20 protein-coding genes are annotated in these 23355 nt (G+C 70.8%); 9 read left to right on the top strand and 11 right to left on the bottom strand.

What is annotated here, in order from left to right:
• Window positions 1-8: 8 nt before the first annotated feature.
• From ABD481_RS42570 to ABD481_RS42600, 7 genes are all read right to left on the bottom strand, one after another.
• Window positions 9-1298 (bottom strand): thymidine phosphorylase, encoded by a 1290-nt coding sequence (locus tag ABD481_RS42570; protein WP_344671612.1) that lies wholly within the window; start codon window positions 1296-1298, stop codon window positions 9-11.
• A 9-nt stretch (window positions 1299-1307) separates the two neighbouring features.
• Window positions 1308-1700, bottom strand: a complete 393-nt coding sequence (locus ABD481_RS42575; protein ID WP_344671613.1) for a cytidine deaminase — start codon at window positions 1698-1700, stop codon at window positions 1308-1310.
• Window positions 1701-1717: 17 nt separating this feature from the next.
• Window positions 1718-3016: an ABC transporter permease gene (locus ABD481_RS42580; protein ID WP_344671614.1), complete on the bottom strand. Its 1299-nt coding sequence runs from the start codon at window positions 3014-3016 to the stop codon at window positions 1718-1720.
• Window positions 3017-3104: 88 nt separating this feature from the next.
• A complete protein-coding gene (locus ABD481_RS42585) occupies window positions 3105-4340 on the bottom strand; it encodes an ABC transporter permease (RefSeq protein ID WP_344671615.1) in 1236 nt (411 codons plus the stop codon).
• A complete protein-coding gene (locus ABD481_RS42590; RefSeq protein WP_344671616.1) occupies window positions 4333-5985 on the bottom strand; it encodes an ABC transporter ATP-binding protein in 1653 nt (550 codons plus the stop codon). The genes ABD481_RS42585 and ABD481_RS42590 overlap by 8 nt, the downstream gene beginning before the upstream one ends.
• Before the next feature lie 45 nt (window positions 5986-6030).
• On the bottom strand, window positions 6031-7194 hold the full coding sequence (locus tag ABD481_RS42595; RefSeq protein ID WP_344671617.1) for a BMP family lipoprotein: 1164 nt from the start codon (window positions 7192-7194) through the stop codon (window positions 6031-6033).
• Window positions 7195-7635: 441 nt separating this feature from the next.
• On the bottom strand, window positions 7636-8877 hold the full coding sequence (locus ABD481_RS42600; protein ID WP_344671618.1) for an amidohydrolase: 1242 nt from the start codon (window positions 8875-8877) through the stop codon (window positions 7636-7638).
• A 166-nt stretch (window positions 8878-9043) separates the two neighbouring features.
• Between ABD481_RS42600 and ABD481_RS42605 the strand changes: the two genes are divergently transcribed.
• Complete coding sequence (locus ABD481_RS42605; protein WP_344671619.1) at window positions 9044-10282, top strand: N,N-dimethylformamidase beta subunit family domain-containing protein; 1239 nt, start codon at window positions 9044-9046, stop codon at window positions 10280-10282.
• An 87-nt stretch (window positions 10283-10369) separates the two neighbouring features.
• Here the strand turns inward: ABD481_RS42605 and ABD481_RS42610 are convergent, their stop codons facing one another.
• The 3 genes from ABD481_RS42610 to ABD481_RS42620 all read right to left on the bottom strand — a co-directional run bounded on the left by ABD481_RS42610 (window position 10370) and on the right by ABD481_RS42620 (window position 15078).
• Window positions 10370-11839 (bottom strand): N,N-dimethylformamidase beta subunit family domain-containing protein, encoded by a 1470-nt coding sequence (locus ABD481_RS42610; RefSeq protein ID WP_344671620.1) that lies wholly within the window; start codon window positions 11837-11839, stop codon window positions 10370-10372.
• A 207-nt stretch (window positions 11840-12046) separates the two neighbouring features.
• Complete coding sequence (locus tag ABD481_RS42615) at window positions 12047-13630, bottom strand: acyl-CoA mutase large subunit family protein (protein ID WP_344671621.1); 1584 nt, start codon at window positions 13628-13630, stop codon at window positions 12047-12049.
• Between the two features lie 197 nt (window positions 13631-13827).
• Complete coding sequence (locus ABD481_RS42620; RefSeq protein ID WP_344671622.1) at window positions 13828-15078, bottom strand: cytochrome P450; 1251 nt, start codon at window positions 15076-15078, stop codon at window positions 13828-13830.
• A 377-nt stretch (window positions 15079-15455) separates the two neighbouring features.
• On the opposite strand from ABD481_RS42620, the gene sdhC reads away from it, so the two are divergent.
• The 5 genes from sdhC (at window position 15456) to ABD481_RS42645 (ending at window position 19463) form a co-directional block, all read left to right on the top strand.
• Complete coding sequence (gene sdhC, locus ABD481_RS42625) at window positions 15456-15854, top strand: succinate dehydrogenase, cytochrome b556 subunit (protein ID WP_344671623.1); 399 nt, start codon at window positions 15456-15458, stop codon at window positions 15852-15854.
• Between the two features lie 8 nt (window positions 15855-15862).
• On the top strand, window positions 15863-16312 hold the full coding sequence (sdhD, locus tag ABD481_RS42630; RefSeq protein WP_344671624.1) for a succinate dehydrogenase, hydrophobic membrane anchor protein: 450 nt from the start codon (window positions 15863-15865) through the stop codon (window positions 16310-16312).
• Between the two features lie 8 nt (window positions 16313-16320).
• A complete protein-coding gene (gene sdhA, locus ABD481_RS42635; RefSeq protein ID WP_344671625.1) occupies window positions 16321-18084 on the top strand; it encodes a succinate dehydrogenase flavoprotein subunit in 1764 nt (587 codons plus the stop codon).
• Entirely contained in the window at window positions 18084-18857 is a 774-nt protein-coding gene (locus ABD481_RS42640) for a succinate dehydrogenase iron-sulfur subunit (protein WP_344671626.1), read from the top strand. Before sdhA ends, ABD481_RS42640 begins: the two co-directional genes overlap by 1 nt.
• A gap of 132 nt (window positions 18858-18989) precedes the next feature.
• Complete coding sequence (locus ABD481_RS42645; RefSeq protein ID WP_344671627.1) at window positions 18990-19463, top strand: SSI family serine proteinase inhibitor; 474 nt, start codon at window positions 18990-18992, stop codon at window positions 19461-19463.
• Between the two features lie 18 nt (window positions 19464-19481).
• On the opposite strand, the gene ABD481_RS42650 is transcribed toward ABD481_RS42645, so the two are convergent.
• The gene (locus ABD481_RS42650; protein ID WP_344671628.1) at window positions 19482-20159 is read right to left on the bottom strand and encodes a TetR family transcriptional regulator; all 678 of its coding nucleotides are present in this window, start codon (window positions 20157-20159) and stop codon (window positions 19482-19484) included.
• A gap of 99 nt (window positions 20160-20258) precedes the next feature.
• On the opposite strand from ABD481_RS42650, the gene ABD481_RS42655 reads away from it, so the two are divergent.
• The 3 genes from ABD481_RS42655 to ABD481_RS42665 are packed head-to-tail and all read left to right on the top strand — an operon-like array spanning window position 20259 to window position 23251.
• A complete protein-coding gene (locus tag ABD481_RS42655; RefSeq protein WP_425559411.1) occupies window positions 20259-21809 on the top strand; it encodes an MFS transporter in 1551 nt (516 codons plus the stop codon).
• A 57-nt stretch (window positions 21810-21866) separates the two neighbouring features.
• On the top strand, window positions 21867-22370 hold the full coding sequence (locus tag ABD481_RS42660; RefSeq protein ID WP_344671629.1) for a SigE family RNA polymerase sigma factor: 504 nt from the start codon (window positions 21867-21869) through the stop codon (window positions 22368-22370).
• Between the two features lie 11 nt (window positions 22371-22381).
• Window positions 22382-23251, top strand: a complete 870-nt coding sequence (locus ABD481_RS42665; protein ID WP_344671630.1) for a hypothetical protein — start codon at window positions 22382-22384, stop codon at window positions 23249-23251.
• Window positions 23252-23355: the final 104 nt, after the last annotated feature.

Genomic DNA, 23355 nt, shown 5'->3' on the forward strand with positions numbered 1-23355 from the left:
CCGAGACATTACCCGGTCACGGCGACGACCCGGTCCAGGACAAGCGGCGGCGCAGTGAACTCCGTGCCCGGCGCGGCGATCTCGCAGGCCCCGGCCAGGCTCTCCAGCGCCGCCTCGAAGGTCTGCGGGGTGTCGGTGTGCAGGGTGAACAGCGGGGCCCCGGCGGTGACCGCGTCGCCGGGCACCGCGTGCCACTGCACGCCGGCGCCGGCCTGCACCGCGTCCTCCTTGCGGGCCCGGCCGGCGCCGAGCCGCCAGGCCGCCACCCCGACCCGGTAGGAGTCCATGCCGACCAGCACGCCGTCCCGGTCGGCGGTGACCACGTGGGTCTGCTTGGCCGTCGGCAGCTCGGCGTCCGGGTCGCCGCCCTGCGCGCCGATCATCTGCCGCCAGGCGTCCATCGCCGAGCCGTCGTCCAGCTTGGCCGCCGGGTCGACGCCGTCCAGGCCGGCCGCGGCGAGCATCTCGCGGGCCAGCGCCAGGGTCAGCTCCCGGACGTCGGCCGGACCGCCGCCGGCCAGCACCTCGACCGACTCGCGGACCTCCAGCGCGTTGCCGGCGGTGCGGCCCAGCGGATTGTCCATCGCGGTGATCAGGGCACTGGTCCGCACCCCGTGGTCGGTGCCCAGCGCCACCATGGTCTCGGCCAGTTCGCGGGCGTCGGCGAAGTCCTTCATGAACGCGCCGCTGCCGCACTTCACGTCCAGCACCAGCGCGCCGGTGCCCTCGGCGATCTTCTTGGACATGATCGAGGAGGCGATCAGCGGGATCGCCTCCACGGTGCCGGTGACGTCGCGCAGCGCGTAGAGCTTGCGGTCGGCCGGGGCCAGCCCGTCGCCGGCCGCGCAGACCACCGCGCCGGCCCGCTCCAGGACCGCGAGCAGCTCGGCGTTCGACAGCCGCGCGCGCCAGCCCGGGATCGACTCCAGCTTGTCCAGGGTGCCGCCGGTGTGGCCCAGCCCGCGCCCGGACAGCTGCGGGACCGCCGCGCCGCAGGCCGCGACCAGCGGGGCCAGCGGCAGCGTGATCTTGTCCCCGACGCCGCCGGTGGAGTGCTTGTCGACGGTCGGCCGGGACAGCGCGGAGAAGTCCATCCGCTCGCCGGAGGAGATCATCGCCTGCGTCCAGCGCGCGATCTCCCGCCGGTTCATGCCGTTCAGCAGGATCGCCATGGCCAGTGCGGACATCTGCTCGTCGGCCACCCGGCCGTCGGTGTAGGCGGCGAGGATCCAGTCGATCTGCTCGTCGGTGAGCTCCGCGCGGTCGCGCTTGGCCCGGATGACGGTGATGGCGTCCATGAACAGTCCCTAGCTGAGGTTGTCGGGGCCGAAGGCCCGCGGGAGGAGGTCCGACATCGTCGTCGGCTCCGCGTCGGGACCCAGGTCCACCAGCAGACCGGGGCCGCCGAACTCGAACAGCAGCTGCCGGCAGCGGCCGCACGGCATCAGCGCCGCGCCCGCGCCGTCCACGCAGGCGAACGCCACCAGGCGGCCGCCGCCGGAGGCGTGCAGCGCGGACACCAGACCGCACTCGGCGCACAGCGTCAGGCCGTAGGAGGCGTTCTCCACGTTGCAGCCGGCGACGATCCGGCCGTCGTCGGCCAGCGCCGCGGCGCCCACCGGGAATCCCGAGTACGGCGCGTACGCGCGCGCCATCGCTTCCCGTGCCGCCGTGCGCAGGGCGGGCCAGTCGATCTCCATGGCCGACAGCGTAACCGCTAGCCCTTGACGTAGGGCTTACCGTCGGCGGCCGGGGCCCGGACCCTGCCGATCAGCCCGGCGACCGCGAACAGCGTCGCCACGTAGGGCAGGGTGCTGAGCAGGTCCGAGGGGATCGGCAGCTGGAGCGAGGAGGTCTGGTTGGCCAGCGCGTCGGTGAAGCCGAACAGCGCGGCGGCGGCCAGCGCCCCGAACGGCGACCAGCGCCCGAAGATCACCGCGGCCAGCGCGATGAAGCCCTTGCCGTTGGTCATCGACTCGGTGAAGTTGCCGACGTTGCCGACCAGCCAGGCGCCGCCCAGACCGGCGAAGGCGCCGCCGAGCATCACGTTGCCGTACCGCAGTCGCAGCACCTTGATACCGACGGTGTCGGCGGCCGCCGGGTGCTCGCCGACCGCGCGGGTGCGCAGGCCCCAGCGGGTCCGGAACAGCCCGAGGTGCACCAGCACCACCAGCGCCACGGTCAGGTAGATGATCAGCGGCTGGTCGAACAGCACCGGGCCGACCACCCAGATCGAGGCCAGGCCGGGGATCCGGACCGTGCCGAACTGGGTGACGCTGTTGTAGGAGCTCTGGTTGGTCTGCATCAGCGACTTGTAGAGGAAGCCGGTGACGCCCAGGGCCAGCAGGTTCAGCACCACGCCGAGCACGACCTGCTCGATCAGGTAGCGGATGGCCAGCACCGCCAGCAGCAGGCCCATCAGGGCGCCGGCCAGGGTCCCGGCCACGACCCCGATGAACAGGTTCTTGGTGGCCGAGCCGACCAGCGCGGTCATGAAGCCGCCGAACAGCAGCTGGCCCTCGATGGCCACGTTCACCACGCCGGAGCGCTCGCCGACCACGCCGCCGAGCGCGCCGAGCACCAGCGGGACGGCGGCCACCACCATCGAGTTCAGCAGCGAGGGGATGATCAGCCGCTCGCCGCCCTTGGGGTCGGCCGCGCTCCAGGCCATGAAGGCGAAGGTGAAGCAGAACAGCACCAGCGAGGTGCTGGCCAGGCGCCAGGTGCGGGAAAGCCGCCCGGCCAAGCGGGCGATCCCGGCCAGCACGCAGACCAGGGCCAGCGCCACGACGGCCGGCCGGGCCGGGAACACCCAGTCCGGGACGTGGGTGCCGGACTTGGACAGCAGGGTCAGGCCGAAGGTGGTGTCGGCGCCGTGCGCGGTGCGGCTGCCCAGCCCGAAGGCGAACAGCGCCACCAGGCCCATGGCGATCTGCGCGGCGGCGGCGGTGTAGCGCCGGGTGTCGGTCTCCGGGGCGGCCAGGGCCGCGGGTGCGGCTATCGTCGCGACGGCCATCAGCAGACCTCCACCTTCGAGGCCGGGACGGCCGGGACGGGAACGTACGTCTTGGCGGGCCCGGGTGCGCCGGGGCGGTGGGGACGCATCAGAGCACCGGCTCCACGGCGGAGTCGACGGCCGTGGCCGGGGCCACCGAGGGCGCCGCCCCGGAGCCGTCGCGGCGGACGTCGCGCAACCGGAAGATCTCCTGCACCAGCAGCGGCGCGGCGACGAAGACCACGATGATGGCCTGCAGCACGGTCACCACGTCGTGCGGCACGGTGGGCTGGGTCGAGGCCTCCATCACCCGGCCGCCGGCGTTCAGCGCGCCGAACAGCAGCGCCGCCAGCGCCACCCCGACCGGCTTGCCGCGGCCCAGCAGGGCCACCGTGATGCCGGTGAAGCCGATGCCGTTGTCCAGGGTGTTGGTCATCGCGTGCGAGGCCGACAGGGTGCCGCTGACCTGGGTGACGGCCACCAGGCCCATCAGCGCGCCGGCGATCAGCATGGCGTAGACCTGGGTGCGGGTCACCGAGATGCCGGCGGTGTGCGCGGCGTCCGGGTTCGAGCCCACGGCCCGCAGCCGGAATCCGAGGGTGGAGCGGGACATCAGCCACCACACCGCGACCACCGCCACGATCGCCAGCAGCGTGGAGAGGTTGATCTCGGGGCTGCTGCCGTGGATGTGCGGCAGCAGCGCGGAGTCCTTGACCGGCTTGCTGATCGCGTCCTGGCGCTTCGGGTCGTGGAACGCCTTGGTGCTGATCAGCCAGGCCAGCACGCCCAGGGCGATGTTGTTCAGCATGATCGAGCTGATCACCTCGTGCGCGCCGAACCGCGCCTTGAGGAGCCCGATCAGACCGCCGACCAGGCCGCCGCCGACCATGCCGGCGACGATCACCAGCAGCACGTGCAGCGGCAGCGGGAGCGAGAAGGTGAAGCCGACCCAGGTGGCGCACACCGCGCCGATGATCAGCTGGCTCTGGCCGCCGATGTTGAACAGGCCGGCCCGGAACGGCACGGCGACCGCGAGCCCGGCGAACACCAGCGGGGTGGCGTTGACGATCGTGTTCTCGATCGGCCGCGCCGCCTGCTTGGCGCTCGGGTCGTAGATCGCGCCGTGGAACATGGCCACGTAGCCGTCGGCGACCTTGTGCCAGGAGTCCTTGAAGGCGTCGCCGGGCACGCTGGTGACGTAGCCCCACTCGTGCAGCAGCTGCTGGTCGGACAGGATCATCAGGATCCCGCCGATCACCACGGCCAGGACGAACGCCAGCACCGTGACGGTGACGGTGTTGGCCGAGGCGATCCCGACGAGTATTCGCTTAAGCCGGTTACTCATCGGCGGTCTCACTGCTCTCTTCGGCGGATGCTTCTTCGTCGGAGGCGGCGCGCGGTCCCGGAACGGCATCGGCCGAGTCGGCTTCGACGGCATCAACCGCTTCGACATCCGCCGCACCGGACTCCGCCGCCGCGGCCGCGTCCTCCGGATCGCTGCCGGCCATCAGCAGGCCGAGCTCCTCGTTGGAGGTGTCCGGCGGCACGACGGCCACGATCCGGCCGCGGTACATCACCGCGATCCGGTCCGACAGCGCGGTGATCTCGTCCAGCTCGGTGGACACGATCAGCACCGGCTTGCCGGCGTCGCGCTGCTCGATGATCCGCTTGTGGATGAACTCCATCGCGCCGACGTCCACGCCGCGGGTCGGCTGGGAGGCGATCAGCAGGCGCGGGTCGCGGTGCAGCGCGCGCGCCACGACCACCTTCTGCTGGTTGCCGCCGGACAGCGCGGCAGCCGGGGTCCGCGCGGACTCGGCACGGATGTCGAACTCGGCCAGCCGGTCGGCGCCGTTCTTGGCGATGGCGTCCAGGTCCAGCATCAGGGCACTGCCGTAGGGGGCCTGGCCGGCCGCGTCCAGCACCAGGTTCTCGGCGATCGAGAAGTCCGGGACCAGACCGTCGTGCCGGCGGTCCTCCGGAACGTGCCCGAGGCCCATCCGCAGCACCTTGCCCGGCGAGGCGCCGATCAGCTGCTGCCCGTGCAGCTCCGCCGACCCCTGGGCCGGGCGCAGTCCGGTGATGGCCTCGACCAGTTCGGTCTGGCCGTTGCCCTGGACCCCGGCGATCCCGAGGACCTCGCCGGCGTGCAGGTCGAAGGAGACGTCGTCCACGGCCAGACAGCCGCGGTCGTCGGTCACGGACAGGCCGCGCACGGCCAGCGCCACCTCACCGGGCCGGCGCGGCTCCTTCTCCACCACCAGGCGGACGTCGCGGCCGACCATCAGCGAGGCCAGCTCGCGGGCACTGGCGCCGGGATCGGCCTGGCCCACCACGGTGCCGCGCCGGATCACGGTGATCCGGTCGGCGACCGCGCGGACCTCGCGCAGCTTGTGGGTGATGAACACGACCGACTTGCCGGCCGCCTTCAGCCCGCGCATGACCGTGAACAGCTCCTCGGTCTCCTGCGGGGTGAGCACCGCGGTCGGCTCGTCCAGGATCAGCACCTGGGCGTCCCGCATCAGGGCCTTGACGATCTCGACGCGCTGCTGCACGCCCACCGGCAGGTCCTCGACCAGCGCGTCGGGATCCACCGGCAGCCCGTACCGGGCCGAGACCTCGGCGACCTCGGCCTTGGCCCGGCGGCGGTCCAGCCAGCCGAGCGGGCCGCCCCGGGCATCCTCGTGGCCCAGCATCAGGTTCTCGGCCACGGTGAACACCGGGACCAGCATGAAGTGCTGGTGCACCATGCCGATCCCGGCCGCGATCGCGTCGCGCGGCGACCGGAACTCGCGCGCCTCGCCGTCCACCACGATCTCCCCGGAATCCGGGGTCAGCAGACCGTAGAGGATGTTCATCAGGGTCGACTTGCCGGCCCCGTTCTCGCCCAACAGGCAGTGGATCTCACCGGGTTCGACGGTCAGGTCGATGGCGGAGTTCGCCGCCACCGACCCGAACGTCTTGGTGATGCCACGGAGTTCCAGTCGCATCAGGGGATTGCCGCTTCTCGAGGACCTACCTGGACTTGCCGGGACTTACTTGGGCTGGCTCGGCGAGTTGATCTTGATCGCGCCGGAGGTGATCTGCCCCTTCAGCGCCGCGATCTCGCTCTGCAGGTCGCTCGGGACCGCCGACCCCAGCTGCTTGCCGTAGACCAGGTCGGTGCCGCCGTTGGACAGGTCCAGGATGTCCTGGGTGCCGCCCTTGAAGTTGCCGGCCGCGCTGTCCTCGACGACCTTCTTCACCGCGGTGTCGATGCCCTTGGTGACCGAGGCCAGGAACACCGAGCAGTCGTCGGCGTCCGAGACGCAGCCGTCGGTGTCGACCCAGATCACCTTGGCCTTGCCGCCCTTGGCCGAGGCGGTGGCGCCGCGGCCGGCGCCGCCGGCGACCGGGAAGATGATGTCCGCGCCCTGGTTGATGAAGCCGTCGCTGAGCGACTTGCCCTGGTTGGTGTCGGTGAACGACTTGGAGAACGAGCCGCCGGCCGGGTTGGTCTCGTCCCAGCCCAGGACCTTGACGCTCTTGCCCTTGGCCTTGTTGTAGTACTGGACGCCCTCCCAGAAGCCGTCCATGTAGATGGTCACCGGCGGGATGTTCAGGCCGCCCCAGGTGGCCACCACGCCGGACTTGGAGCTGCCGGCAGCCAGGTAGCCGGCCAGGAACGCGCCCTGCGCGGTGTTGAACTGCAGGCCGTGCACGTTGGGCTCGGGCTGGTTGGTCTTGTCGCTGTTCGCGCCGTGGTCGACGATCGCGAAGTTCTGGCTGGTCTTGGCCTCGGCCTGGGCGTTGGTCGCGTCGGCCATCAGGCCGCCGACGGTGACGATCAGGTTGCAGCTCTTGGCCTCGAGCGCGGTGATGTTCGGGACGTAGTCGTTCTCGCTGGTCGACTGCAGGTACTGGACCTTGGCCTTGCCGTCCTTCTCGGCGGCCTGCATCCCGGCCCAGGCCGAGGCGTTGAACGAGCGGTCGTCGATGCCGCCGGTGTCGGTCACCATGCAGGCGTTGAAGTTCGCGGTCGCGGCGCCCGAGGAGGAACTCGACGACGAGGCGCCCGCGGACGAGCTGGACGTGCTCGCGGCGCCGGTGGAGCTGGACGAACCCGAGGCGGCGGGCGTGGACTTCGAGCCGCAGCCCGCGGCGGCCAGGGCCACCACGACAGCGGCGGAGGCGATCCTGGTCATGTTGGTGGTGCGCACGGCTCCCCCTCCAGATCTTTTCGATTACACAGCCACGATGTGGACAACGGTAGACAGCGTATGCAGGCGCGACCTACCGGTCAGTCAGTTCAGCGCTTGCGCGGCCACATCGCAATACACCTGTGATCCCGGATCCTGGCAACGTTTTCGTCATGATCGCACGACGCTTCCGCAGGATTACGGGGCGCACGCGTCGGTCACCGGCGAAGGCCGTGAAAGGGACATCGGGTACCAACCCGTGGTCGGTACCCGGCGGTCAGGGGCGATCGGCGGTGTTTTCCCGCCTTGTGCCCGTTGGATTCCGGTCGCGGTGCGGACGCGGTCCGGTCACCGGACCGGCCTTACCCGGAACAGGACTGTGCCGGGGCAAGCCTTCCCTGGGAGCAGCCATCCCTGGGAACAGCCCCGACGCACGGCCCTGACACCGCCGCGGCGGACGCCTCAGCCGATCCAGTCGACCAGCGCCGCGGTGGCGAGCATCCGCACCCCGGCCGCGATCGAGCCCTCGTCGGCCAGGAACGTGCCCTGGTGCAGGTCGCGCATCGCCTTGTCGCCGGGGGTGCGCACGCCCAGGCGGGCCATGGCGCCCGGGACCCGCTGCAGGTACCAGGCGAAGTCCTCACCGCCGAGCGACTGCGGGGTGCTGACCACGGCCTCGCCGCCCAGGGACCGGGAGGCGGCGGTGCGCAGCAGCGCGACCGACTCGGCCTCGTTCACCACCGGCGGGACGCCCTGCACGTACTCGATGGTGTGCTTGACGCCGTACTTGGCGGCGATCGCGTCGATCAGCTCGTGCACCACGTCCGGGGCCTGGTTCCAGGCGTCCTGGTCCAGGGTGCGGATGGTGCCCTTGGCGCTGCCGGCGCTGGGGATGGCGTTGGCCGCGCTGCCGGCCGCGATCTGGCCCCAGACCAGCGACAGACCGGCCCGCGGGTCGATCCGGCGGGACAGCGCGGCCGGCACCTCGGTGACGATCGAGGCCAGCGCGTAGACCAGGTCGGCGGTCAGGTGCGGGCGCGAGGTGTGGCCGCCGGGGCCGTCCAGCATCAGCGTGACCATGTCGCAGGCCGCGGTCAGCGGGCCGGTGCGCAGGCCGACGTGGCCGACGTCCAGCTTCGGGTCGCAGTGGATGGACAGGATCTTGCTGACCCCGTACAGCGCGCCCTCGGCGATCAGGTCCAGGGCGCCGCCGGGCATCGCCTCCTCGGCCGGCTGGAAGATCAGCCGGACCGGGCGCCGCAGATGGCCGGCCCGGGCCAGCTCGGCCAGGGTCAGGCCGGCGCCCAGCACCACCGCGGCGTGGATGTCGTGGCCGCACGCGTGCATCACCCCGGGCACCCGCGAGCGGAACTCCAGCTCGTTGTTCTCCTCGACCGGGAGCGCGTCGATGTCGGCCCGGAAGGCCAGGAACGGGAGCTTCTCGGTGCCGGGCGGGACGATGTCGCAGACCAGTCCGCTGCCCACGCCGCGCACCCGCGGGCTCAGTCCGGCCCGCTCCAGCCGGGCCGCGATCGCCGCCGTGGTCCGGAATTCGGCACGGCTCAGCTCCGGATTGGCGTGCAGGTCGCGGCGGAAGAGGACCAGCTCGGGTACGAAGTGCGCGGCGATGTCGAGGACATGCGCGTGCTGATCCGATGCCGGTGCCGGGTCGCTGGCGACCGGCGCTGCCTGAGCCAGGTCCATTGCCCAAGGGTAGGCCCGGGCCCTCGCGCCGCGCTGCAAGTCGGTCAAATGATGCGCTGATCGGGTGAAGAAGATCGAGTTTTTCTGACCCGATCGGAGGATTGCGGCATGGCCCAGGTGGGTAGGAAGGGCACTCGCACCGGCCCGCCTGGCAGGGTGGCCGGGTATGAAGACCCGCAGGCCCGCCCTCCCGCTGCCGCTGTCCGGCGTGCGCCGCCGCGCCGGAGCCGTGCGCGCGGTGCAGGCCTACGCCTCCCTCCCGAGCGCCCCGGCCGGCGGCACGATGGAATTCCGCGTCTCGGTCCCCGGCCGCACCGCCTGCTCGGTCGCGGTGCGGCGGATCGGGACCCCGGTGCCGACGCCCGCCGTGCGCTTCGCCGGCGAGGACCAGGACGGCGCCTCGGTGGCGTGGATGCGGATCGGGGGCGGGGCGGGGCGCGACAGGTTCGGGGCGTTCGGCAGCCGGTCAGGCAGCGGCTCGGACAGTGGCTCGGGCAGTGGCCCAGGCAGCGGGTCGGGCAGCGGGCTCGGCGACGGGGCCAGGAGCGGATCCGGCAGCCGTGGCGGGAATCCGTCGGATCGTGCGACCCGATCCGGTCGCGGGGCGGGCGGCGACGATCGTGACTCGACCGACAGCGGTGGGCAAGTCGGCGGACGCGCGCACTTCGGCGACGGCGCGCGGAGCGGCGGTCGCGAGCACGTCGGCGGTCGCGAGCAGATCAGCGGTCGTGGACCGGCCGCCGGCTGTTCCGACATCTTCGGCGAGCCCGTCCGCTCCGGCTCCGGAATCGGCAGCATGCTGCGCGCCGATCCGCTCGACGACGGGGTCGGGGTCCCGCTGACATGGTGCGACTGGGAGCCGTCACTGCTGCTCGACATCCCCGAGTCCTGGCCGCCCGGCCTGTATGTCGCGCGTTTCAGTGTCGAGGCGCCGCTGCTGTCGATGGTCGCGTTGCGCGGGCGCAGCGCCTACGTGCCCTTCGTCGTGCGCGCGCCGCTGGCCGCCGGGTTCCCGACGTTGACGATCCTGCCGTTCGCGGCCTACGCGGCGGCGAATCCGTGGCCCACGGCGGAGGTGCGGCGGGCCCGGGCGGTGTCGCTGGACCGGCCGTTCGCGGGCGACGGGCTGCCGCCCGCGTTCGCCGCCGACGCCGCGTTCGTGCAGGCGCTGGTGGACACCGACTTCGCGACCAGCCTGGACCTGCACGCCGGCCTCGTCGATCCGGGCGCCTACCGCCGGGTCCGGTTCCGGCCGGACGTGTGGTCGCCGCGGATGCGCGAGGCGCTGGAGCGGGCGTCGCTCCGCGGCACCGAGGTCGTCGGCCTGGAGCAGGTGCCGCCGCCGTCGGTCGGCTTCGCGGCGGGCCCGGACGGGCGTCCGGACCGGGTGCTGGTCCGCTGCTGATCGGGAGGCCGACAGGGTACTGATGCGCTCCCCTGCCCGTTCCTGGCCGAGGCACCGGGCCGGCCACTCGCCCGGGCGCCGGGCCGACTACTCGCCGAGCATCCTGGTCAACAGGTTCGCGGTCGCGCGCTGGATCCGCGAGTCGGCGATCCCGTGCGCGGACAGGCCCTTGGCCCAGTGGAACGTCCCGCCGTCGAAGACCAGGCCGCCGGCCGGGGTGCGGTGCAGGACCGTGTGCTGGATCCGCGGCTGCCCCTGGCCGAGGTACGGCGAGGCGGCCAGGATCTCCACCCCCTCGGGGCTCCGGACCCACGGCTGCACCTGGTCGCATTCGCCCCAGAGCAGCTCGGGAATGCGCTCGCCGTCGCGCACGCCGGTGCCCTCCCAGAACCAGTGGCCGGCGTTGTCGACGACCAGGGGCGCGGTGCCCTTCAGCGTCGAGACGTACTGCGCGCCGAGCACGGCCTGCTCGGGGCGTCCGGTCTGGCGCCACTGCGCGGTGCGCTCGTTCGCCGTGGCGGCTCCGGGATCGGGGCGGTTCTTGTAGCAGACGACGGTACGGCCGCCGTCCTCCAGCCGGATGCGCCAGTAGACGTTGTTCGCGGCCAGGAACGCGACGTGGGCGCCGTTGGCGATGGCCTTGTCCAGCGCGTCGCGCATCGGCGCCGACCAGTACTCGTCGTGCCCGGGGAAGATCAGGGCTTTGTGACGCGTCGGGTCGACGGTGCCGTCGTGCAGGTCCGCGCTGTCGGCGTACCCGACGGTCTTGCCGTGCGCGTCGGCCCAGAACTCGATCCACGTGGCGAACGCGGTGTCCAGGTCGAAGTTCGCGGGCAGGCCGGTGACGTGGTACGGCCGGTCGTGGCTGACCTTGGTGGCGGCCTTGCCCTCGGTGTGGATCTTGCCGTCTTCCCAGGCGTAGTAAAGGCTCGCGCCGGTCTTCTTGTCCTTGGGGTACTCGTTGTACGCCTGGTACGTCGGGAACGGCAGGCCGACGAGGATGTCGTGCGCCGCCGCGTCGTCCCGGACCACGAACGGGACACAGGTCTGCAGGCCGTCCTCGGTGCGCAGCTTGGCGACGTGGATGCCGCTGCGCCACTCGGCCGGGACGTCCAGGTGCCAGGTCGGGGTCCAGGAACAGGTGATGGTCCGGGTGGACAGGTCCAGCCGGGACCACTCCTGCGGCTTGCCCGACAGCGGTTCGGTCTTCAGGACACTGACATCCTCGGCACCGACCCGGAAGATCTCGACGGTGTAGGGCTGCGGCGGGTCGACCGAGACCATGAAGTCCAGTCCGGACCCCCGGTTCACGCTGGTCGCCGAGGCGTAGCCGCGGATCCGGCCCTCGACGTCGCTGCTGGCGCAGGTGCCGCCGGACTTGGGCGACCACACCGGCTCCCCGGCGGCGGCGACGTGCTCGGCCGGGGCGATTTCCCGGGGCGGCGGGACCGGGTGCCCGGGATCGTGCGGCTTGGCCCGGAACAAGCCGGTGACCTCCCGCTTGGCCTTCGCCGCGACGCGACGGCCGTACTTGCCGATCCCCTTGTTGACACCCATTCACGCCGCCGATCGGTGTGGAGCAGGCGCGGAACGCGCCGATCTGTGTGAGCAGCCCGATGTGAACCACTGATCTGCTTTCGCGGATCTGCCACCATGGTAGTCGCGGTCTCAGGCCAGTCGAGTTGGCCTGAGACCGCCCACGTGGCGGGTGTCCCGGGCCGGCGGGCCGGCGGGCCGGCGGGCCGGAACCGCCGGGGCGTGCGCTCAGAAGGCGTCGGCCGGCACGTAGGTGCCCCACACCTCACGCAGCGCGTGGCTGACCTCGCCGCCGGTGGCGCGGGCCGCGAGCGCCTCGCGCATCGGGTACAGCACGTTCTCCGCGGCGGTCTCGGCGGCGCGCTTCATCTCGTCCAAAGCCTTGGTGACCGCGACGTTGTCGCGCTCGGCGCGCAGTTTGGCGAGGCGCTCGGCCTGCTGGGCCTCGATCGCCGGGTCGACGCGCAGCGGCTCGTACGGCTCCTCGACGTCGATCGTGTACTTGTTGACGCCGACGACGGTGCGCTTGCCGCTGTCGATCTCCTGGGAGAACTGGTAGGCGGAGCGCTCGATCTCCTGCTTCTGGAAGCCGGCCTCGATGCCCGCGACGGCGCCGCCGAGGTCCTCGACCCGGGCCATCAGCTCCAGGACCGCGGTCTCGACCTCGTCGGTCATGGCCTCGATGGCGTAGGAGCCGGCGAACGGGTCGACGGTCTTGGTGACGTCGGACTCGTAGGCGATGACCTGCTGGGTGCGCAGCGCCAGGCGGGCCGCCTTCTCGGTGGGCAGGGCGATGGCCTCGTCGAAGGAGTTGGTGTGCAGCGACTGGGTGCCGCCGAGCACCGCGCCCAGGCCCTGGAGGGCGACGCGGACCAGGTTCACCTCGGGCTGCTGCGCGGTGAGCTGGACGCCGGCGGTCTGGGTGTGGAAGCGCAGCATCATCGACTTGGGGTTCTTGGCGCCGAACTCGTCGCGCATGACGCGGGCCCAGATCCGGCGGGCGGCGCGGAACTTCGCGACCTCCTCCAGCAGGGTGGTGCGGGCCACGAAGAAGAAGGACAGGCGCGGGGCGAAGTCGTCGACGTCCAGACCGGAGGCGACGGCGGCGCGGACGTACTCGATGCCGTTGGCGAGGGTGAAGGCGATCTCCTGCGCGGGCGTGGCCCCGGCCTCGGCCATGTGGTAGCCGCTGATGGAGATGGTGTTCCACTTGGGGATCTCGCGGTGGCAGTACTGGAAGACGTTCGACACCAGCCGCAGCGACGGCTTCGGCGGGAAGATGTACGTCCCGCGCGCGATGTACTCCTTCAGGATGTCGTTCTGGATGGTGCCGGTCAGCTTGCCGCTGGGCACCCCCTGCTCCTCGCCGACCAGCTGGTACATGAGCAGCAGCACCGCGCCGGGGGCGTTGATCGTCATCGACGTCGACACCTCGCCCAGCGGGATGCCGTCGAACAGCACCCGCATGTCCTCCACCGAGTCGATGGCGACCCCGACCTTGCCGACCTCGCCGCCGGCGATCGCCTCGTCGGAGTCGTACCCCATCTGCGTCGGCAGGTCGAAGGCCACCGACAGGCCCATCGTCCCGGCGGTGATCAGCTGGTGGTAGCGCCGGTTGGACTCGGCCGCGGTGCCGAACCCGGCGTACTGCCGCATGGTCCACGGCTTGCCGGTGTACATCGTCGGGTACACCCCGCGCGTGAAGGGATAAGCCCCGGGCTCACCGAGCTTGCCGGCCGGCTCCCACCCGGCGAGCGCGGACGGACCGTACACGGCCTCGATCGGCAGACCGGACTCGCTCAGCGATGACACCTTCGGGCTCCTTAAAGGCTACGGGCTCGCGGCAGAGGGGTGTACGCGGCCTCTTTCCGCAGGGTATTCCGTCCACCTTGAAGCCACCAACGGGCTGGGTTGAGGCGTGCGTCACTCCGCGTGATCAGTTTGGACTGCCTTTAGGTTACGGCGCGCGGCGGGGGATTCGGACCCCTATGAGCCCCAGTGCTTCCGCCCTACCGATACCGGACCGGGAGCGCCTTGATCCCGTTGATCCACGCCGAGCGCAGGCGGCGCAGATCGCCGTCCGGGGCCAGTCCGGGCGCGAGTTCGGCGAGGGTGTCGAACATCAGGTTGATCTCCATCTTCGCCAGGTTCGCGCCCAGGCAGTAGTGCGGGCCGCCGCCGCCGAAGCCGAGGTGGGGGTTGGGGTCGCGGGCGATGTCGAAGGTGTGGGGTTCGGGAATCACGGTCTCGTCGTAGTTGGCCGAGGAGTAGAGCATCACCACGCGCTGGCCGGCCTTGACCTCGACGTCGCCGACGGCGGTGTCGGAGACGGCGGTGCGCTGGAAGGAGATGATCGGGGTGGCCCAGCGGACGATCTCGTCGGCGGCGGTCTTGGGGCGCGCGGCCTTGTAGAGCTCCCACTGGGCCGGGTTGTCGAAGAAGGCGCGCATGCCGTGGGTGATGGCGTTGCGGGTGGTCTCGTTGCCGGCCACGACCAGCATCAGCACGAAGAAGCCGAACTCGTCGTCGTTCAGCTTCCCGAAGCCGTCGCCGCGGTCGGCCTCGATCAGCTTCGTGACGATGTCGTCCTCGGGGTGCTCGCGGCGCTGCGCGGCCAGGCCCATCGCGTACATCAGCAGCTCGATGGAGGCGTTGCGGCCGTCCTCCTCGCTGACGTTCAGGTCCGGGTCGTCGTAGCCGGTCATGGTGTTGGACCAGGTGAACAGCTTCCAGCGGTCCTCCTGCGGCACGCCGATCAGGTCGGCGATGGCCTGCAGCGGCAGCTCGCCGGCCAGGTCGGTAACGAAGTCGCCGCTGCCCTTGTCCACGGCCTCGCGCACGATGCGCCGGGTCCGCTCCTTCAGCACCGACTCCAGGGCGTTGATCGAGCGCGGCGTGAACCCGCGCTGGACGATGTTCCGCATCTTGGTGTGGTCCGGGGCGTCGGCGTTCAGCATGATGACCTTCTGCATGTCCAGGTCGGCCCGCGTCACCTGCGGCCCGTAGCGCACCAGCGCGGTGTTCGGGGACGAGCCGAACAGCTCCGGGTGCGTCGAGACGTACTTCACGTCGGCGTGCCGCGAGGCCACCCAGTACCCGTCGTCGCCGAACGGCTGCCGCGAGTCGGGCGTGGCGCACCACCACAGCCGCGCGGTGCGGCGCAGCTCGGCGAACTCCTCGAACGGCATCCGCTCCTCGTAGAGGTCCGGATCGGTGAAGTCCCGGTCCACCGGGATCGCGGGCTGGGTCGAGACAGACATGCGGGCGCCTCCCGGCCGTGGGTTCTGACGGTACGTCAGCTACGGATCGAGAGGCACGGTAGTAACGCGTTCTACTTTCCGCAATAGCCATCGCGCTCCCGGCGCGCGCCCGCCGGCCGGACAGCGGCGAGCCTCCGGGCGCACCGCGCTGACCGGCGAATTTAAGTGAACGGAATCGTTGGCAAATCCCTCACTTGGCCTAATGCCACTCGTTCGGCGCCGGCGCCCTGAGGAGTTGGTCACACTCGGCTTGCGAGTCCGTTTTGTCCACTTGATGATCGTTAGCATGACCGCTGGCACCGAATTCTGTCCGCATGTCAAGACCGTGCGCAGTATCGGCAGCCGTCTCGTCAGCTACTTCTCTTGAGAGGCTGGGCATGGCAAGCGGAGCAAAGGGCGCCAAGGGCACCCTCTACCGCGGCCGGGAAGGCATGTGGAGCTGGGTCGCGCAGCGCGTCACCGGCGTCCTCGTGTTCTTCTTCCTGTTCGCACACGTGCTCGACACGGCCCTGGTCCGCGTCAGTCCGCATACCTACGACCAGGTCATCGGCACGTACAAGAACCCGATCGTCAACCTCCTGGAGGTCGGTCTGGTCGGCGCGGTGATGTTCCACGCCTTCAACGGCCTGCGCCTGATCGCCGTCGACTTCTGGAGCAAGGGCCCGAAGTACCAGCGCCAGCTGCTCTGGGTGGTCGTCGGCGTCTGGGCGGTGCTGATGATCGGCTTCCTGGAGCCGATGATGCAGCACACCTTCCACGAGTGGTTCGGGTGGTGATCCGGTAAATGTCCCAGCACGTCGCACTCGAGCCGCCGCGCACCGGCAATCCGGGGCGGTCCCGGCGCATCCGCACCCGCAAGGGTCCGGGCCAGGTCACCCGGGGCAACTTCGAGCTCTACTCCTGGCTGTTCATGCGGGCCTCCGGGGTCCTGCTGGTCTTCCTGGTCCTGGGCCACCTGTTCATCATGATGGTGACCGACGGCGGGGTGGAGAAGATCGGCTTCGCCTTCGTGGCCGGCCGCTGGGCCTCCCCGTGGTGGCAGTTCTGGGACCTGCTGCAGCTCTGGCTCGCCATGCTGCACGGCACCAACGGCATGCGCACGGTCATCAACGACTACGCCGACAAGGACCGCACCCGCGCGATCCTCAAGGGGCTGCTGTTCACGGCGGCCGTGCTGACGGTCTTCCTCGGCACCCTGGTCATCTTCACGTTCGATCCGAACATCAAGGGCTAGGCGCACGCATGGCACCCCAGATCCACACTTACGACACCATCATCGTCGGCGCCGGCGGCGCGGGCATGCGCGCGGCCCTGGAGGCCTCCAAGCGCAGCCGGACGGCCGTGCTGACCAAGCTCTACCCGACCCGCTCCCACACCGGCGCGGCGCAGGGCGGCATGTGCGCCGCGCTGGCCAACGTCGAGGACGACAACTGGGAGTGGCACACCTACGACACGGTCAAGGGCGGTGACTACCTGGTCGACCAGGACGCCGCCGAGATCATGTGCAAGGAGGCGATCGACGCCGTCCTGGACCTGGAGAAGATGGGCCTGCCCTTCTCCCGGACCCCCGAGGGCAAGATCGACCAGCGCCGCTTCGGCGGGCACACCAAGGAGCACGGCAAGGCCCCGGTGCACCGCTCGTGCTACGCCGCGGACCGCACCGGCCACATGATCCTGCAGACGCTGTACCAGAACTGCGTCAAGCAGGACGTCGAGTTCTACAACGAGTTCTACGTCCTGGACCTGCTGCTACACACCGACGCCGACGGCACCCAGCACGCGGCCGGCGTGGTGGCCCTGGAGCTGGCCACCGGCGAGATCCACATCTTCCGCGGCAAGGCCGTCATCCTGGCCACCGGCGGGTTCGGCAAGGTCTTCAAGACCACCTCCAACGCCCACACCCTGACCGGCGACGGCATGGGCATCGTGTGGCGCCGCGGGCTGCCGCTGGAGGACATGGAGTTCTACCAGTTCCACCCGACCGGCCTGGCTGGCCTGGGCATCCTGCTCACCGAGGGCGCCCGCGGCGAGGGCGGCATCCTGCGCAACGCCGACGGCGAGCGGTTCATGGAGCGCTACGCCCCGACCATCAAGGACCTGGCGCCGCGCGATATCGTCGCCCGCTCCATGGTGCTGGAGGTCCGCGACGGCCGCGGCGCCGGTCCCAACAAGGACTACGTCTACCTGGACCTGACGCACCTGCCGGCCGAGCAGATCGAGGAGAAGCTGCCGGACATCACCGAGTTCGCCCGCACCTACCTCGGCGTGGAGCCGACCACGGAGCTGGTCCCGGTGTACCCGACGGCGCACTACGCGATGGGCGGCGTGCCGACCAACATCGCCGGCGAGGTGCTGGCCGACAACGACACCGTCGTCAAGGGCCTGTACGCGGCCGGCGAGGTGGCCTGCGTGTCGGTGCACGGCTCCAACCGCCTGGGCACCAACTCTCTGCTGGACATCAACGTCTTCGGCCGCCGCGCCGGCATCAACGCCGCCGAGTACACCGAGCAGGCCGAGCTCCAGCCGCTGCCCGGCGAGCCGGAGCAGGCCGTGGTCTCGATGGTCGAGGGCCTGCGCACCTCCACCGGCCACGAGCGGGTCGCGGCGCTGCGCGCCGAGCTCCAGACCACGATGGACCAGAACGCCGGCGTGTACCGCAACGACGAGACGCTGGCGCAGGCCGAGAAGGACGTCAAGGAGCTCCAGCGCCGCTACCGCGACGTCGCGGTCCAGGACAAGGGCAAGCGGTTCAACACCGACCTGCTGGAGGCCGTGGAGCTGGGCTTCCTGCTCGACCTGGCCGAGATCCTGGTGATCGGCGCCCGCAACCGGACCGAGTCCCGCGGCGCCCAGGCCCGCGAGGACTACCCGACGCGGGACGACGTGAACTGGCAGAAGCACACCATGGCCTACCGGGAGAAGGACGGGGACGGCGGCTACAAGATCCGCCTGGACTACAAGCCCGTCATCGTCACCCGCTACCAGCCGACGGAGCGTAAGTACTGATGAGCACCGCGACAGTGCAAGACAAGGTGGCGACGTCGGCCTCGGGCAAGGCCGGCGTGGAGCTGATGACCATCACGGTCCGGATCAAGCGCTACAACCCCGAGCTCGACGCCGAGCCGCACTGGGTCGACTACCAGGTCACCGCCGACCCGACGGCGCGCATCCTGGACTCGCTGCACGCCATCAAGTGGGAGCAGGACGGCTCGCTGACCTTCCGCCGCTCCTGCGCGCACGGCGTGTGCGGCTCCGACGCGATGCGCATCAACGGCAAGAACCGGCTGGCGTGCAAGGCCCTGGTGAAGGATCTGAACCCGACCAAGCCGATCACCGTCGAGCCGATCCAGGGCCTGCCGGTGCTCAAGGACCTCGTGGTCGACATGGATCCGTTCTTCCAGGCCTACCGCGACGTCAAGCCGTTCCTGATCGCGCACGGCAACGAGCCCACGCGCGAGCGCATCCAGTCGCAGAAGGACCGCGACCGCTTCGACGACACCACCAAGTGCATCCTGTGCGCGGCGTGCACCACGTCGTGCCCGGTGTTCTGGACCGACGGGCAGTACTTCGGCCCGGCGGCGATCGTCAACGCGCACCGGTTCATCTTCGACTCGCGCGACGACGCGGCCAACGAGCGCCTGGAGATCCTCAACGACCGCGAGGGCGTGTGGCGCTGCCGGACCACGTTCAACTGCACCGAGGCGTGCCCGCGCGGGATCCAGATCACGCAGGCCATCGCCGAGGTCAAGCGGGCGCTGATCACCCGAAGGGTGATCTGAGCCGATGCTTTCCCGACGGCCCGCCGGAGTCCTCTCCGGCGGGCCGTCGGCCGTTGTGGGGGCTGTTCGGGGGGCTGTTCGGGGGAGCTGTCGGGGGAGCTGAGACCCCCGTCGGCCGAAGGGCGGCCGGCGGTGACGACGAAGGGATCGATGATGCGCCGACTCGCGGCCGCCGCCTGCCCTGTGCTCCTGTCCGGGGCCGTACTCGCTTCGGGAGCCGCCGGTGCGCGGGCCTCCGTCCCGGCTCCCGGGAGCGTCTCGTTCCACGTGCTCGGCGGCTTCCACCTGAAGCGGGTCGAGACCAAGGACGGCAAGACCAGCACGGCGTTGCTGCTCTGCTCCTCCAACACCTTCGGCAACGGCGCGGCGACGATCCACGGCGTCGGCAATATGAAGGACCCGACCGCCGCCTGCGAGCAGCTGAACGCGGTGAACGGCGACCTCACCAAGCTGAACGTGCATCCGGCCTGGATGGCGCCGGCGTTGGTGGCGCAGGTCCACGTCGAGGCGCACGGCACGTGGAAGGGCGTCAAGATCGAGTACGCGCACGACTTCCATAACGGCGGCGCGCTGGCCAAGCAGACCGGCGACGTGTTCGCGCTCTGAGCCGGACCCGACCGGAGTTCACCCTTTCAGCTTCTTGATCCGCTCGTTCTCCTCGACGATCGCACGCTCCACGGCGGCCCGGTCGTCGGGGTCCAGGGGGCTGAACACGATCGGCTCGCCCGGCAGCTTCGTGGTGCCGGGCGAGGCCCGCAGGCCGTCCAACAGCAGGTGCACCAACCGGTCGGTGATGAGGTCCGGGTCGACCGTCGGCGGATAGGTGGGGCGGCTCATGGAGAGCATCCCGGCCAGCATCTGGATCTCCAGGAAGCTCACGTCGCCGCGCAGCTCGCCGGCGGCCTGCGCGCGCTCGTAGACGCCTTCGACAGCCGCGATGGCCTCCTGCATCGAGGCGGAGACTCCGGGATCGTCGATCAGGTCCAGCCGCTCCCGGAAGATGATCGGCAGCGCCGGGCCGATGCCGAGGCCGGCGACGGCGCGCACCAGGCGTTCCCAGCCGGGCCGTGCTCCCCCGGGCTCCTCGGCGGCGCGCGCGGCGGCCGTCATGCTCTCGAACAAGTCGACCAGGACGCCGCGCAGCAGCGCGTCCCGGTCCGGGAACCGGCGGTACAGGGTCCCGATGCCGACCCCGGCCCGCTTGGCGATCTTGTCGAGCGCGACGGACGTGCCCTCCTCGACGAAGACCTCGCGCGCGGCGTCCAGCAGCGCGCGGCGGTTGTCCTCAGCATCGGCTCGCATGGCGCGCAGCGTAGTGCCCGAACGTTAGTGGACGAAAATCCTCCGCTTACCTGGTACCGTAGCGGACGAAAAAGCTCCGTTTAACAGTGGGGGATCCCGGTGACCGACACCCTCCGGACCGCGGCCGGCGCCGACGCCGCCGTGCTGCACTCCGACGTTCTGAACTCCGACGTTCTGAATTCCGACGTTCTGCACTCCGACAAGGACCCGAGGCGGTGGAAGGCTCTTGTCTTCATCGCTTTGGCCCAGCTCATGGTCGTCCTGGACGGCACGATTATGAACATCGCGCTGCCTTCGGCCCAGCGCGACCTGACCTTCTCCGACGGCAGCCGGCAGTGGCTGATCACCGGCTACAGCCTGGCCTTCGGCTCGCTGCTGCTGCTCGGCGGCCGGATCGCGGACTACACCGGCCGCAAGCGCGCGCTGCTGATCGGCCTGGTCGGCTTCGCCGTCGCCTCGGCCGTCGGCGGCGTGGCGCCGGACTTCACGGTGCTGCTGATCGCGCGCTGCCTCCAGGGCGCGTTCGGCGCGCTGCTGGCCCCGGCGACGCTGTCGCTGCTGGCCACCACGTTCGTGGAGCCGGCCGAGCGGGCCAAGGCGTTCGGCATCTTCGGCGGGATCGCCGGCGGCGGCAGCGCCGTCGGGCTGCTGCTCGGCGGGTTCCTGACCGAGTACCTGAACTGGCGCTGGTGCCTGTACGTCAACATCCCGATCGCGCTGGTCGCGGTGGTCGGCGGGATGCGGGACATCCGCGAGTCGCGCGCCGAGGGCCGCACCAGGTTCGACATCCCGGGCGTGGTCCTGGTGGTCGCCGGTCTGGTGGCGTTGGTCTACGGCCTCGGCGAGGCGGCGACCAAGGGCTGGGGCTCGGGCACCGTGGTGGCGTGCCTGGTCGCCGGCACGGTGCTGCTGGTGGCGTTCGTGGCCGTGGAGGCGCGGGTCGCCGCGCCGCTGCTGCCCTTGCGGGTGCTGCTGTCCCGGGCCCGGGGCGGCGCGTACGCGGCCGTCGGCATCGCGGCGATCGGCATGTTCGCGCTCTTTCTCTTCCTGACGTACTACATGCAGGACGTGAAGGGCTACTCGGCGATCGTCACCGGAGTCGCGTTCCTGCCGATGACCGCAGCGATCATGGTCTCGGCGGTGGTGCTCGGCGGCCGGCTGGTGCCGAAGGTGGCGCCCCGGCTGCTGATCGTGCCGGGCATGCTGCTGGCCGCCGTGGGGCTGGGCCTGATGATGACGGTGAAGGCCGACACGTCCTACGTCCTGGGGGTGCTGCCGGTCCAGATCCTGGTGGGCCTCGGCCTGGGCTTCGTGATGGCGCCGGCGATGAACTACGCCACGCACGGCGTGCGGCCGGAGGACTCCGGCGTGGCCTCGGCGACGGTGAACACCTCGCAGCAGGTGCTGGCCTCGGTCGGCACGGCGCTGGCGAACACGGTGGCCTCCAGCGCGACCACGTCGTACCTGAAGTCGCACCGGCCCTCCCCCACCCTCGCCGACGACGCCGTGGTGCACGGGTTCGCGCAGGCGTCGGGGGTCGCGGCGCTGATCCTGGTGGTCGGCGCGGTCGTGGTCGGAGTCCTGATGAACACGCCGAAGCCGGACGCGGCGGCGTTCGCGGGCGAGCAGCCGATGACGGTGCACATCTGACGCAACCTTCGGCGTCCGCCGCTTCGTCAGTGGGGTGACCACGGAGGGGAGCGGCGGATGCGGAAAGCACAGGAACGCGAGTTCGACGAGTTCGTACTCGCACGACAGCAGCGGCTGTTACGCACGGCGTATCTGTTGTGCGGGGACTGGCATCTGGCCGAGGACCTGACACAGAACGTGCTGGCCAAGGTGTACATGGCGTGGGGGCGGATCCAGCGGGTCGACAACGTCGATCCGTATGTGCACCGGATCCTGTTCCGCACCTACATCGACACCTACCGGCGGCGGCGCAAGCGGGAGATCCTCAGCGCGGCGGTGCCGGAGGTCGCCGACCGGGCCGACAACGGCGAGGTCCGGATGACGCTGCTGGCGGCCCTGGCGCAGGTGCCGCCCCGGTACCGGGCGGTCCTGGTGCTGCGGTTCTGGGAGGACCGCAGCATCCCCGAGACCGCCGAGGCGCTCGGCATCACCGCCGGCTCGGTCAAGTCGCACACCCACCGTGGTCTCCACCAACTGCGCACGGTCCTCGGGGACCAGGTGCGGGAACTCGTGACGGGTTGAGGAGGCCAGTGATGCACGAGGACGACATCGGCAAAATGCTCGCCGCGGCGGCGCCGGAGACCGTGCCGGCGGTGCCGGATCTGCACCACCGCGCGCGGGCGATGGGACGGCGCAAGCGGACGTATCGCAATGTACTGACGGCCGGCGGGACCGCGGTCGCCGTAACCGGGGTGGTCGGCGCGGCGCTGCTGTTCGGCACCGGGAGCCGGACGGCCGACGGCGCGGGGGTGAACGCGGCGGCGGGGAAGGCCGCGGCGTCGCCGACGTCGCCGACAGGGACCGCGGGCACCAGCGCCGGCACGGGCGCGGTGAAGCCGGGCACCGGCGCGGTCGGGCCCGAGCAGGAAGGGCCCGCCACCTCGCTCCCCGCAGCGGCCGTGGACCAGGTGGCCCAGCGGGTGGCGGAGCTGCTGCCTTCGGGATACACCGTCAAGAGCGCGCACGGTTCCCATCTGGGGCCCAAAGCAGAGATCGAGATCCAGGTGGCCGATCCCACCGGCGCGTCGGTCGGCCTCATGCTGGAGATCCTGCCGGACGACGCCAAGACGTCCGCCTGCCCGTATCAGGACTGCGCCACGGGACACGCGCTGCTGCGCGGCCACACCGTGGACTGGTCGTACATCGCGCTGCCCACGAACCCGACCCCCGGGAGCCCGAACCAGGGGAGTCCGAGCCCGGATCCGGGCACCACGGCCACCGGGAAGCCGGCCAACCTAGGCGCACCCTTCGGGGCGCTGAACGTCCTGGACCCGGTCGACCACTTCCGGATCGAGGTGCGGAACCCGGCCCAGGCCCTGCCGAAGCTGCTGACGCAGGACCAGATCAAGCACATCGGGCTGGACGACGCGCTGGCAGCGACGCTGCTGTCCGTTCTGAGCTAGCGCGATCCGGCTGCTCCGGCTGTTCGGGCTGCTCCGGCTGTTCGGGTTGCTCCGGCTGTTCCGGCTGTTCAGACTGTTCCGGCTGTTCAGACTGTTCGGGCTGC

Origin of the sequence: Catenulispora yoronensis, from assembly GCF_039531695.1 — a bacterium.
Classification (GTDB): domain Bacteria; phylum Actinomycetota; class Actinomycetes; order Streptomycetales; family Catenulisporaceae; genus Catenulispora; species Catenulispora yoronensis.